Annotated in this window: 10 protein-coding genes and 1 pseudogene; 2 read left to right on the top strand and 9 right to left on the bottom strand. The window is 66.9% G+C overall.

From position 1 onward, the window contains the following. Positions 1–281: 281 nt before the first annotated feature. From NHG85_RS06130 to glpD, 9 genes are all read right to left on the bottom strand, one after another. The gene (locus NHG85_RS06130; protein WP_253330776.1) at positions 282–1,421 is read right to left on the bottom strand and encodes an iron-containing alcohol dehydrogenase; all 1,140 of its coding nucleotides are present in this window, start codon (positions 1,419–1,421) and stop codon (positions 282–284) included. After that, complete coding sequence (gene glpK, locus NHG85_RS06125) at positions 1,418–2,899, bottom strand: glycerol kinase GlpK (protein ID WP_253330774.1); 1,482 nt, start codon at positions 2,897–2,899, stop codon at positions 1,418–1,420. Before glpK ends, NHG85_RS06130 begins: the two co-directional genes overlap by 4 nt. Before the next feature lie 99 nt (positions 2,900–2,998). Further along, positions 2,999–4,717 (bottom strand): ABC transporter substrate-binding protein, encoded by a 1,719-nt coding sequence (locus tag NHG85_RS06120; protein WP_253330772.1) that lies wholly within the window; start codon positions 4,715–4,717, stop codon positions 2,999–3,001. 67 nt (positions 4,718–4,784) lie between these two features. Next, positions 4,785–5,057 (bottom strand): DUF2160 domain-containing protein, encoded by a 273-nt coding sequence (locus tag NHG85_RS06115; protein WP_253330771.1) that lies wholly within the window; start codon positions 5,055–5,057, stop codon positions 4,785–4,787. Positions 5,058–5,073: 16 nt separating this feature from the next. Further along, complete coding sequence (locus NHG85_RS06110; RefSeq protein ID WP_253330769.1) at positions 5,074–5,964, bottom strand: carbohydrate ABC transporter permease; 891 nt, start codon at positions 5,962–5,964, stop codon at positions 5,074–5,076. Next, complete coding sequence (locus NHG85_RS06105) at positions 5,964–6,836, bottom strand: carbohydrate ABC transporter permease (RefSeq protein ID WP_253330767.1); 873 nt, start codon at positions 6,834–6,836, stop codon at positions 5,964–5,966. Before NHG85_RS06105 ends, NHG85_RS06110 begins: the two co-directional genes overlap by 1 nt. Next, positions 6,836–7,930, bottom strand: coding sequence for an ABC transporter ATP-binding protein (locus NHG85_RS06100; protein WP_253330765.1), 1,095 nt, complete (start codon positions 7,928–7,930; stop codon positions 6,836–6,838). The genes NHG85_RS06105 and NHG85_RS06100 overlap by 1 nt, the downstream gene beginning before the upstream one ends. A gap of 1 nt (position 7,931) precedes the next feature. Beyond that, positions 7,932–9,020 (bottom strand): ABC transporter ATP-binding protein, encoded by a 1,089-nt coding sequence (locus tag NHG85_RS06095; protein WP_253330763.1) that lies wholly within the window; start codon positions 9,018–9,020, stop codon positions 7,932–7,934. A 25-nt stretch (positions 9,021–9,045) separates the two neighbouring features. Continuing rightward, the gene (gene glpD, locus NHG85_RS06090; RefSeq protein WP_253330761.1) at positions 9,046–10,638 is read right to left on the bottom strand and encodes a glycerol-3-phosphate dehydrogenase; all 1,593 of its coding nucleotides are present in this window, start codon (positions 10,636–10,638) and stop codon (positions 9,046–9,048) included. A gap of 278 nt (positions 10,639–10,916) precedes the next feature. On the opposite strand from glpD, the gene NHG85_RS06085 reads away from it, so the two are divergent. Together NHG85_RS06085 and NHG85_RS06080 are read left to right on the top strand one after the other, a co-directional pair. Continuing rightward, a complete protein-coding gene (locus tag NHG85_RS06085) occupies positions 10,917–11,684 on the top strand; it encodes a DeoR/GlpR family DNA-binding transcription regulator (RefSeq protein WP_253330778.1) in 768 nt (255 codons plus the stop codon). Between the two features lie 71 nt (positions 11,685–11,755). After that, positions 11,756–12,094 (top strand): annotated as a pseudogene (locus NHG85_RS06080) (hypothetical protein); the annotation flags it as partial.

Below are 12,094 nucleotides of genomic sequence, written 5' to 3'. Positions count from 1 at the left end.
GACATACAGACGTTGATCCATCGAAATGAACCGAAGCCGCCCGCATATCTCTTCAGATATCATCAATGTCAAAGAGCGTGGAGGAAACCAAAACAACAGCGCCCTAACTTGCGGCGCCGCGCCTCGTCCCCTCCGGAATGTCCCCGCCAGTGCATCTCTGCGCCGCCGGTGAGGGGCTATTTAGGGATGGCGCGTGCGAGTCGCAACAGCAAAAACGCGTCGGGGAGCAAAAAAGTTCACTTTTCTCGACGAAGCGCTTGCCCGTGCCTCTGCCGCCACCCTCAAAGGCTGTCGCGCAGGATCTCTTCCAGTGTCTCGACCGGCAGATCGACAGGGTTGCCGCGCATCGACGACGAGCCACGCGAAGCCTCGGCGAGCTCGGGCAGGTCGGCGGCGTCCACGCCCATCGCGGCCAGACGCTTCAGGCCATGATCGTCCATCCAAATCTCAAGCGCATCGAGCGGATCGCCCTTGGCGCCCAGTGCCCCGCCGATCCAGGTCGCGACTTCTTCATGGCGCGTCATCTCGCCCCCCTGCCCCGTCACGGCCCGGGCATTGGCCCGCAGCACGCCGGGCAGCAGCCGCCCGCAAAGCGCGCCATGCGCGGCCCCGGTCCGGCCGCCGAGAACGCCCGCAAAGCCGTGCACCGCGCCCAGCCCCGCATTGGCGAGCGCCAGACCGCCGAAGAGGCTCGTCATTGCCAGATCGTCGCGCGCCGTCGTTTTTTCTTCGCGCATCAGCCGCTCCAGCGCGGCAAGACCGCGCGGAATCGCGTCGCGGCACAGCGCGTCGGTGAAGGGCGTGGCCTTGCAGGACAAATAGGGCTCGATCACCTGCGTCACCGCGTCGAGCCCCGAGGCCAGCGTCACGGCGCGCGGCGCGCCGTCGGTGAGCGCCGGGTCGACGATGGCGAGATCGGCCAGCATGCGGTCGTCGCGCAAGGAAACCTTGCGGCCATGCTCGGGCACTCCGATCACCGCGTTCTTGGTAACCTCGGCGCCGGTGCCGGCGGTGGTCGGCAGGGCGATGAAGGGCAGTGGCGCGGCCTCCAACGGACGCCCCTCCCCCACCACTTCGAGATGGCGCATCGCCCCGCCCGGCGTCGGGATCAGCGCCGCGGCTGCCTTGGCCATGTCGATCGCCGAACCGCCGCCCAGCGCCGCCACCACCTCGACCCGCAGGTCGCGACCGCGCGCGACCACCGTGTCGAGATCATCGAGTAGCGGCTCGCCCTTCTGGCGAAACTCCTCGACCTCGGCCCCAAGAGCGCGCAGGTCGGCAGCGAGGCGGTCGGCCCCGGGATGCGAGCCGCGCAGCAGAAGCACCCTCATGCCATGAGCGCGGATCGCCTTGGCGGCCTCATCGGCCCGGCCCCGCCCGAAGACCACGCGGCCCGCCGTCAGGATCTCGAAACCGCTCATACCGCACGCGTCGCGGCCACGGCACGGCCCCAGGCGGCGTAGCCCGCCTCGCGCGTTGCCTCGTCCATCTCGGGCGCAAAGCTGCGGTCAAGCTTCCAGCTTTCGGCAAAGCCCGCCTGGTCGGGATAGATCCCGGCCTTCATGCCGGCGAGCCAGGCCACGCCCAGCGCCGTGGTCTCGGTGATCTCGGGGCGATCGACCGGCGCGCCGGTGATGTCGGCGAGGAACTGCATGGTCCAGTCGCTGGCGCTCATGCCGCCGTCAACCCGAAGGGTTGCGCGCTCGGCCTCGCCCTGCCAGTCGGCGCGCATCGCCTCCAAGAGGTCGCGGGTCTGGTAGCCGACGCTTTCGAGTGCGGCGCGCGCCATCTCGCGCGGGCCGGTGTTGCGGGTGATCCCGAAGACCGCGCCGCGGCAATCGGGGTCCCAGTAGGGCGCGCCCAGGCCCGTGAAGGCGGGGACCATGATCACGCGCTGCTGCGGGTCCGAGGCCTCGGCCAGGCCCTGCGTCTGGGATGCCTGCTCGATCAGGCCGAGCCCGTCGCGCAGCCATTGCACCACGGCGCCCGCGATGAAGATCGAGCCTTCGAGCGCGTAGGTTGGCTTGCCATCCAGCTGGTAGGCCACGGTGGTCAGCAGCCGGTGGGTCGAGCGCACCGGCGCCTCGCCGGTGTTGAGCAGCGCGAAGCACCCCGTCCCATAGGTGGATTTCAGCATGCCGGGCGCAAAGCAGGCCTGGCCCAGCGTCGCGGCCTGCTGGTCGCCCGCCACGCCGAGGATCGGGATGTTGCCCCCCAGAAGGTCGGTCGTGCCGAAATCATCGGCGCAATCGCGCACCTCGGGCAGCATTTCCATGGGAATGTCGAGCATGCCGCAGATGGTGCTGCTCCAGCGGCCCTCGTGGATGTCGTAGAGCATGGTGCGGCAGGCATTGGTGGCATCGGTGGCGTGCACCGCGCCCCCGGTCAGGTTCCAGATCAGCCAGGTATCGACCGTGCCGAACATGAGCTCGCCCTTACGCGCCCTCTCGCGCGCCCCATCGACATGGTCGAGGATCCACTTGAGCTTGGTGCCCGAGAAATACGGGTCGATGATCAGCCCGGTCTTGGCGGTGACGGTCTCCTCCTCGCCGCGCTCGCGCCAGTCGCGGCAGAAGGCGGCGGTGCGGCGGTCCTGCCAGACGATGGCGTTGTGAATGGGGCGGCCCGTCTCGCGCTCCCAGACCAGCGTGGTCTCGCGCTGGTTGGTGATGCCGATCCCGGCGATCTCGGTAGCGGAGAGGCCGGTCTTGTCGAGCACCGCGCGGCAGACGCGCAGCGTGCTTTGCCACAGGTCGTCCGGGTCATGCTCGACCCAGCCGCTGTCGGGGTAATGCTGCGCGAACTCCTCCTGCGCCACGCCCGCGATCTTCATGCCTGCGTCGAAGAGGATGGCGCGGCTCGAGGTGGTGCCCTGGTCGATGGCGAGGATGTGGGTCATCGGATGCTCGTGTCTTGAAAGGAAAACGCCGCGGGCGGGACGACCCCGCCCGCGGCGCGAAGGGCCGGGGCCGCGCTGCGGCCCCGGCGGCGGGGAGGCTTACTGCCAGGAGGAGATCAGCTCGTCATAGGCGATGGTCTGGGGCTCTTCGTCCTCGTTCTCCAGCTCGGGCTTGGGCGCGCCGGGCTGGTCGAGCCAGTACTGCGGATCCTGCTCCTCGTTCATGACGGGGCCGAGATCGCCCTGGATGCCCGCGCGCTCAAGCCGCTCGAGCACCTGCTCTTGCTGCTCGCACAGGCTGTCGAGGGCCTCCTGCGCCGTCTTCGCGCCCGAGGAGGCATCGCCGATGTTCTGCCACCACAGCTGCGCCAGCTTGGGATAGTCGGGGATGTTGGTGCCGGTGGGCGACCAGCGCACCCGGTCGGGCGAGCGATAGAACTCCACGAGGCCACCAAGCGCCGGGGCGCGCTCGGTGAAGCTTTCGTGCTGGATCGTGCTCTCGCGGATGAAGGTCAGGCCGGCATGGGCCTTTTCGACATCGACGGTCTGCGAGGTGACGAACTGGGCGTAGAGCCAGGCCGCCTTGGCCTCCTCGACGGGGGTGCTGTCGAGAATGGTCCAGGAGCCCACGTCCTGATAGCCGACCTTCATGCCGTCTTCCCAATAGACGCCGTGCGGGCTGGGGGCGAGGCGCCATTTGGGCGAGCCGTCCTCGTTCACGACCGGGATGCCCTCTTCGACCAGCGACGGCACGAAGGTGGTGTACATGAACATCTGCTGGGCGATCTCGCCCTGCGCCGGGATCGGGCCGGATTCCGAGAAGGTCATGCCCGCCGCGGCCGGCGGCGCATAGGCCTTCAGCCAATCGACGTATTTCTCGATCGCATAGACCGCCGCGGGCGAGTTGGTCGCACCGCCACGATCGACGCAGGAGCCGACGGGCTGGCTGTTCTCGTTGACGCGCACACCCCATTCGTCGACCGGAAGGCCGTTGGGCTCGCCCTTGTCGCCCATGCCGGCCATCGACATCCAGGCATCGGTGAAGCGCCAGCCGAGCGAGGGGTCCTTCTTGCCGTAGTCCATGTGGCCATAGACCTCGCCATCGACGCCCATGTGGCTCAGGTCGCGGCCGGTGAAGAATTCGGCGATGTCCTCATAGGCCGACCAGTTGACCGGCACGCCGAGCGGATAGCCGTACTCGGCCTCGAAATCCGCCATGTTCTTCTCGTCGGTGAACCAGTCGTGGCGGAACCAGTAGAGGTTCGCGAACTGCTGGTCGGGCAGCTGGTAGAGTTCGCCATCCGGGCCGGTGGTGAACTGAAGCCCGATGAAATCGTCGAGGTTGAGGTTGGGATTGGTAACGTCGGCACCCTCGTTCGCCATCCAGTCGGTCAGGCTGCGCGCCTGCTGGTAGCGCCAATGCGTGCCGATCAGGTCGCTGTCGTTGACATAGGCGTCGTAGATGTTCTCGCCCGACTGCATCTGCGTCTGCAGCTTCTCGACCACGTCGCCCTCGCCGATCAGGTCGTGGGTGACCTCGATGCCGGTGATCGCGGTGAAGGCCGGGGCCAGCACGGTGGCCTCGTATTCATGGGTCGGGATGGTCTCGGAGACCACGTTGATCGACATGCCCGAGAACGGCTCGGCGGCGTCGATGAACCACTGCATCTCGGCTTCCTGCTCCTCGCGCGTGAGGGCGGAGCGCTCGATCTCCTCGTCGAGAAAGCCGGTCGCGGCCTCCATGTCGGCCATGGCGGGGCCCGCCATGAGGCCGAGCGCGAGGCCCAGCGCGGTGGTGGATTTCAAAAGCGGGTTCATATGGTTTCCTCCCATTTGTCGAACCGTGCAAAGACGCCGCCTCCCGAGCCGGCGCCATACCTTCCCGTCAGACCCAGCGGAACACCGCCGCGGCGTAGACGAGACAGACCAGCATCGCCCAGGGCTGCGGCGCCTCCGTGAGGCCGAGCCAGGCGAGATTGATGAAAGCGGAGCCCAGAAGCGTGATGAAGAGCCTGTCACCACGCGTCGTCTCGATCCCCAGCACGCCGGTGCGCGGCGTCTCGGGGTAGCGCACCGCCAGCAGGGTGAAGATCACCAGAAGCACCGCGATCGTGCCGAAGAAGATCGCCGTCGGAACGGTCCATGCCATCCATGCCATGTCGTCTCTCCCTCTCTCAGACGCGGCCCAGGGCAAAGCCCTTGGCGATGTAATTGCGCACGAACCAGATCACGAGCGCGCCCGGCACGATGGTGAGCACCCCCGCCGCCGCCAGCACGCCCCAGTCGAGCCCCGAGGCCGAGACGGTGCGGGTCATGGTGGCCGCGATCGGCTTGGCATCGACGCTCGTCAGCGTGCGCGACAAAAGCAGCTCCACCCATGAGAACATGAAGCAGAAGAAGGCCGCAACGCCAACGCCGCTCGCCACCAGCGGCATGAAGATCTTCACGAAGAACTTCGGGAAGGAATAGCCGTCGAGATAGGCGGTCTCGTCGATCTCGCGCGGCACGCCGCGCATGAAGCCTTCGAGAATCCACACCGCCAGCGGCACGTTGAACAGCGTATGCGCCAGCGCCACTGCGATATGCGTATCAAACAGCCCCACGGACGAATAGAGCTGGAAGAACGGCAGCGCGAAAACGGCAGGCGGCGCCATGCGGTTGGTCAGCAACCAGAAGAACAGGTGCTTGTCGCCCATGAAGCTGTAGCGCGAGAAGGCATAGGCCGCAGGCAGAGCCACCGCGATCGAGATGACGGTGTTGAGCGTCACGTAGATGATCGAGTTGACGTAGCCCATGTACCACGACGGATCGGTGAGGATCTTGACGTAGTTGGCGAAGGTCAGGTCGCGCGGCCAGAGCGAAAAGGCGCCAAGGATCTCGGTGTTGGTCTTCAGGCTCATGTTGATGAGCCAGTAGATCGGCAGCATCAGGAACACGAGATAGAGCGTCATCACCACCACGGAGCCCGAGGGGCGGAACCGGCGGCGGCTCTTGGCGCGCCGCCTTGCGGCGGTGACGTCACCGGGGATCGAGGCGGCGTCGGGGGCGGAAGTCGCGTCGGTCATCACCGGCCCTCCCTTTTGTCGAGATTGGTCATCACGGTGTAGAACACCCAGGAAATCAGCAGGATGACAAGGAAGTACATCAGGCTGAACGCCGCCGCCGGGCCCAGGTCGAACTGCCCCAGAGCCATCTTCACGAGGTCGATCGAAAGAAAGGTGGTGGCATTTCCGGGGCCGCCGCCGGTGACGACGAAGGGCTCGGTGTAGATCATGAAGCTGTCCATGAACCGCAGCAGGATCGCAATCATCAGAACCCCCGCCATCTTGGGCAATTCGATGAAGCGGAACACCTTCCAGCGCGAGGCCTGATCGATCTTGGCGGCCTGGTAATAGGCGTCGGGGATCGACTGCAAACCGGCATAGGCCAGAAGTGCGACCAGCGAGGTCCAGTGCCAGACATCCATGACGATGACGGTGGCCCAGGCGGCGAAGAAGTCCTGCGTATAGTTGTAGGAGATGCCGAGCTTGGCCAGCGTGTAGCCCAGAAGCCCGATGTCGACCCGGCCGAAGATCTGCCAGATCGTGCCGACCACGTTCCACGGGATCAACAGCGGCAGCGACATCAGCACGAGACAGAAGGAGGCCCAGAAGCCCTTTTTCGGCATGTTGAGCGCGACGAAGATGCCCAAGGGCACCTCGATCGCGAGGATGATGCCGGAAAAGACGAGCTGGCGGCCCAGCGCGTTCCACATCCGCTCGCTCTCGAGCATGTCGCGGAACCAGTCGAGCCCGGCCCAGAAGAAGACATTGTTGCCGAAGGTGTCCTGCACGGAATAGTTCACCACGGTCATCAGCGGGATCACCGCCGAGAAGCCGACGAGGATCAGCACCGGCAGCACGAGAAACCACGCCTTTTGATTAACGGTCTTGTTCATCACGCGGCCCTCCCCTGCCTGCGCTCGGGCGCGACGCGCCACTCATCGGCATAGACGTTGATGGCTTGCGGCTCGAACACGATGCGGTCGGCGCCCGCGGGCACCGGCTCGCCCTCGTCGAGAATGGCGTTGGCCGCCGTGCCGCCGACATCGAGCCGGACGATCTTGTGGCGACCCACATCCTCGACGCGCAGCACCCTGGCGGGCAGCCCCTCGCCGCCCGCGCGCAGCCGCACGAATTCGGGGCGCACGCCGATCTGGGCGTGTCCGGCGACGGGCGCGTAGGCATCGGCGAGCGGCACGCTCGCGCCTTGCACGGTGGCGTTCGTCCCTGCGATCTCGGCGTCGAACAGGTTCATGCCGGGCGAGCCGATGAAGAAGCCGACGAAGGTATGGGCGGGCCGCTCGAACAGCTCCTGCGGCGTGCCGATCTGCACCACGCGCCCGTCATACATCACCACCACCTTGTCGGCGAAGGTCAGCGCCTCGGTCTGGTCGTGGGTGACGTAGATCATCGTGTGGCCGAAATCATGGTGCAGCTGCTTGAGCTGGGTCCGAAGCTCCCATTTCATATGCGGGTCGATCACGGTCAGCGGCTCGTCGAACAAAAGCGCGTTGACGTCCTCGCGCACCATGCCGCGCCCCAGAGAGATCTTCTGCTTGGCATCGGCGGTCAGCCCGCGCGCCTTGCGCTTGAGCTGGTCCTCCATGCCGATCATCGCGGCGATCGCGTTCACCCGCTCGGCGATGTATTTCGGATCGGCGCCGCGGTTCTTGAGCGGAAAGGCGAGGTTATCGCCGACGCTCATCGTGTCGTAGACCACCGGAAACTGGAACACCTGCGCGATGTTGCGCTCGGCCGTGGGCGCATGGGTCACGTCGTGCCCGTCGAACAGGATGCGCCCCTGGCTCGGCTGCAACAGCCCCGAGATGATGTTGAGCAGCGTGGACTTGCCGCAGCCCGAAGAGCCCAAGAGCGCGTAGGCCTCACCATCGACCCAGTCGTGGTTGAGCTCTTTCAGCGCCCAGTCGTCATCCTTGGTCGGATGCTTGAGATAGGAATGCGCGAGATTGTCGAGCGTGATCTTGGCCATGTCAGGCGGCCTCCACGTAAGCGGCCGGGGCGACGAGCGCGCCGTCCTCGGCAAAAACATAGACATGCGCCGGATCGAGATAGGCGGTGAGCGGCTGACCGGGCTTGAGATTGCGCACCCCATGGATCAGCCCGACCCAGCGTTCGCCGTGATGATCGAGATGCACGAAGGTCTCCGAGCCGGTGATCTCGGTCACCGCGAGCCGGGTCTCGAAGCCGATGTCGCCCTCGTGCCCGCGCTCGAGCTCCATGTGGTTGGGCCGGAAGCCGCCCGTGTAGCGCCCGTCCCGCAGCGCGGCGAGCGTGCCCGAAGCCGGGATCTCGCGCCCGCCGTCGAGCCGCAGCACAGCGCCGCGCTTGTCGAAGGGCAGGAAGTTCATCGGCGGGTCGGAGAACACCCGCGCCGTGGTCGCATCCACCGGGTGGCGATAGACTTGCGGTGTCTCGCCGAACTGCGTCACCCGCCCCTCCCAAAGGGTGGCGACATGGCCGCCCAAGAGCAGCGCCTCCTCGGGCTCGGTCGTGGCATAGACGAAGATCGAGCCCGCCTCTTCGAAGATCCGGGGGATCTCGGCGCGCAGCTCCTCGCGCAGCTTGTAGTCGAGATTGGCCAGCGGCTCGTCCAGCAGCACCAGCCCCGCATCCTTGACCAGTGCGCGGGCCAGCGCGCAGCGCTGCTGCTGGCCGCCCGACAGCTCCAGCGGCTTGCGGTCGAGCATCGGCGTGAGCTTCATCATCTCGGCCGATTTGCGCACCGCCGCGTCGATCTCGGATTTCGACTTGCCCGAGATCCGCATCGGCGAGGCGATGTTGTCGTAGACCGTCATCGAGGGGTAGTTGATGAACTGCTGGTAGACCATCGCCACCTTGCGGTCCTGCACCCTCTGGCCGGTCACATCCTCGCCGTTCCACAGGATGCGGCCCGTGGAGGGCTGATCGAGCCCCGCCATCAGCCGCATCAGCGAGGTCTTGCCCGACAGCGTCGGCCCCAAGAGCACGTTCATCGTGCCGTTCTGCAACGTGAGATCGGTGCGGTGGATATGGGTCTGACCCTCCACCCGCTTCGACACGCCCTCCAGCGTCAGCGTCATGTCATTCCTCCCTGCCCGCCCGGCCTCAGCCGTGCCGCGCGGCCCTCTCTCTTTGCATCCAGTCCTCGAGGGCGGCGGCCTGATCCTCGGTCAGGCGCAGCCCCAGCTTCGATCGCCTCCACAACACGTCATCCGCGCTGCGAGCGTATTCCTTTTCCACGAGCCACGCGACCTCGGCCTCGGTCAGCGTCGCGCCGAAATCCCGGCCCAGATCCTCCGGCGTCCTCGCCTCCCCGAGAATCACGCGCGCCTCGGTGCCGTAGGCGCGCACCAGCCGCCGGGCCCAGCGCGCGTCGAGAAAGGGGTAATCCGCCATCAGCCTCGCGATCAGCGGCTCCACCCCGTCGACCGGGAAATCCCCGCCCGGCAGCGCCACACCGGCGGTCCATGCGCCCTTGTCCATGGCGAGGAAGGGCGCGATCTTCTCCATCGCGCTCTCGGCGAGGCGGCGATAGGTGGTGATCTTGCCGCCGAAGACGTTGAGCACCGGCGCGCCGCCCGTGGCCTCGACCGTCAGCGTATAGTCGCGCGTCGCCGCCGTGGCCGAGGAGGCGCCGTCGTCATAGAGCGGACGCACGCCCGAATAGGTCCAGACGATGTCCTCGCGCGTCACCTCGCGCTCGAAATAGCGGCTCGCGAAGCGGCAGAGATAGTCCTGCTCCTCGGGCGTGCAGACCGCCGGTTCCGACGGATCGGGGTGATCGGCATCGGTGGTGCCGATCAGCGTGAAATCGGTCTCGTAGGGGATGGCGAAGATGATCCGCCCGTCGGTGCCCTGGAAGAAATAGCATTTGTCGTGATCATAGAGCCGCTTGGTGACGATGTGGCTGCCGCGCACGAGGCGCACGCCCTCGCGCGTCTCCACCTCGATCGCGCCCTTCAAGAGCTTGCCGACCCAGGGCCCGCCCGCATTGACCAGCATCTTTGCCCGATGCGTGCGCCGCGCGCCGGTCTCGCGGTCCTCGATCTCGACGGCCCAGAGATCGCCCTCGCGCGCGGCGTGCAGCACGCGCGTCTGGGTCATGATCTTGGCACCGCGCGCCTGCGCGTCGCGGGCGTTGAGCACGACGAGCCGCGAATCCTCGACCCAGCAGTCGGAATACTCGTAGGCCGTCTCGAAATCGGGCCTGAGCGGCGCCCCCGCCGGGTCGTTCTTCAGATCGACGGTGCGGGTGCCGGGCAGGATCTTCCGACCGCCCAGATGGTCATACATGAAGAGCCCCAGCCGGATCAGCCAGGCCGGGCGGCGCCCCTTCATCCACGGCATCACCGTGCCCAGGAGCTTCGAGGTCGGCGTGTCGCTCTCGAAGCGCATCGAGGGGTGATAGGGCAGCACGAAGCGCATCGGCCAGGAGATATGCGGCATGGCGCGCAGCAGCGTCTCGCGCTCGATCAGCGCCTCGCGCACCAGCCGGAACTCGAAATATTCGAGATAGCGCAGCCCGCCGTGGAACAGCTTGGTCGAGGAGGAAGAGGTCGCCTGCGCGAGATCGTCCATCTCGGCCAGCGTGACCGACAGGCCCCGCCCCGCCGCGTCGCGGGCGATGCCGCAGCCATTGATGCCGCCGCCGATGACGAAGAGGTCGCTCACGCTTTCGGATGACTGGATCGCAGACAAGTGGACCTCCCCGCCCCGCGTTCGGTTGCAGCGTGATCCTGCACTTCTCGGCCCGCGTTTGGCAAGATGGTTTTTTCGTTTGTGTTCGCTTTCTGGAAAGCGCGCGGGAAGCGAAAGCGATGGATCGGCTAGGCAATTACCTGATGGGGCGAGCGATTCAGCCCTTCCGCTGCCCCATCGCCCCGATTTCGAAGCACCACCCCACCGAGAGCCGCGCGATCGCGTTGCATACCGCGCATTTTCGCGCATTATGGAACACGGCCATGGGAACGGAGACGATGTCGCAAAGCTTCAGGCAGCCGGAGATCCTCGAAATCGCGCGCCGTGAGGGGCGGGTGACGGTCGAGGGGCTGGCCGAACATTTCGGGGTCACGCTGCAGACCATCCGCCGCGACCTGAGCGATCTGGCCGAGGCCGGCCGGCTCGACCGGGTGCATGGCGGCGCGGTGCTGCCCTCGGGCACGGCCAACATCGGCTACGAGCACCGCCGCGCGCTCAACCCCGAGGCCAAGGCCGCCATCGCCACCGCCTGCGCCGCCGAGATCTCGGACGACGCCTCGATCTTTCTCAACATCGGCACCTCGACCGAGGCGGTGGCGCGGGCGCTTCTGCGCCACCGTGGGCTGATGGTGGTCACCAACAACATGAACGTCGCCACGATCCTCGCCGAGAACGCCGAGGCGCAGGTGATCGTCACCGGTGGCGCGCTGAGGCGCTCGGACGGCGGGCTGGTCGGCGCGCTGACCACGCGGACAATTCAGCAGTTCAAGTTCGACCTTGCCGTGATCGGCTGCTCGGCGCTCGACGAGACGGGCGACCTTCTGGATTTCGACATCGAGGAGGTCGGCGTGAACCAGAGCCTCCTGGGCCGCTCGCGCCGCACCGTGCTGGTGGCCGACCATTCCAAGTTCTCGCGCACCGCGCCCGCGCGCATCGCCTCGCTGCGCGAGATCGACGCCTTCTACACCGACGCGCCGCCGCCCGCCGCGCTGGCGCAGCGCTGCGCCGAATGGGGCACGCGTATCGTCGTGGCCGCACCGGTCTAGGCGGACTCTGGCGATTCACCGTCCGAGGCCATAGAGGGAGCCGAGCCGCCTTTGCGGCGCCCGGAGGCCCGATGCGTTCCACCCTGCCCCGACTGGCTTTGCGCCTCGCGCTGGTCGCGCTGTTGATCGCGGCCAATCTCTGGCTTGCCTTCTGGCTGCGCGATTTCGCCGCCGACATGGTGGCGCAAGGGCGGATGGAGCTGCTCGGCGCGACGGTGGCGGGGCTCCTGCTGGTCTATGCGGTGGTGCTGGCGATCCCCTTCGTGCCCGGTGCCGAGATCGGGCTGGCCTTGCTGATGGCGCATGGGGCCTCCGCCGCGCCCTTCGTCTGGGGCGCGACCGCGCTGGGGCTGCTCATCGCCTACGCCGCGGGCCTGGCGCTCTCGGCGCCGCGCGTCTGCCACGCGCTG

The sequence above is a fragment of the Limimaricola litoreus genome (genome assembly GCF_024159025.1).
Taxonomy (GTDB): Bacteria; Pseudomonadota; Alphaproteobacteria; order Rhodobacterales; family Rhodobacteraceae; genus Limimaricola; species Limimaricola litoreus.
The sequence above is the reverse complement of the archived record's forward strand: the minus strand, read 5'-3'. Positions and strand labels throughout refer to the sequence as shown.

Excerpts from the sequence above, each read along its gene's own strand:
- NHG85_RS06085 (WP_253330778.1), top strand. The coding sequence starts at position 10,917 with ATGTCGCAAAGCTTCAGGCAGCCGGAGATCCTCGAAATCGCGCGCCGT.
- NHG85_RS06100 (WP_253330765.1), bottom strand. The coding sequence starts at position 7,930 with ATGGCCAAGATCACGCTCGACAATCTCGCGCATTCCTATCTCAAGCAT.
- NHG85_RS06105 (WP_253330767.1), bottom strand. The coding sequence starts at position 6,836 with ATGAACAAGACCGTTAATCAAAAGGCGTGGTTTCTCGTGCTGCCGGTG.
- NHG85_RS06095 (WP_253330763.1), bottom strand. The coding sequence starts at position 9,020 with ATGACGCTGACGCTGGAGGGCGTGTCGAAGCGGGTGGAGGGTCAGACC.
- NHG85_RS06130 (WP_253330776.1), bottom strand. The coding sequence starts at position 1,421 with ATGAGCGGTTTCGAGATCCTGACGGCGGGCCGCGTGGTCTTCGGGCGG.
- NHG85_RS06110 (WP_253330769.1), bottom strand. The coding sequence starts at position 5,964 with ATGACCGACGCGACTTCCGCCCCCGACGCCGCCTCGATCCCCGGTGAC.
- glpK (WP_253330774.1), bottom strand. The coding sequence starts at position 2,899 with ATGACCCACATCCTCGCCATCGACCAGGGCACCACCTCGAGCCGCGCC.
- NHG85_RS06120 (WP_253330772.1), bottom strand. The coding sequence starts at position 4,717 with ATGAACCCGCTTTTGAAATCCACCACCGCGCTGGGCCTCGCGCTCGGC.
- NHG85_RS06115 (WP_253330771.1), bottom strand. The coding sequence starts at position 5,057 with ATGGCATGGATGGCATGGACCGTTCCGACGGCGATCTTCTTCGGCACG.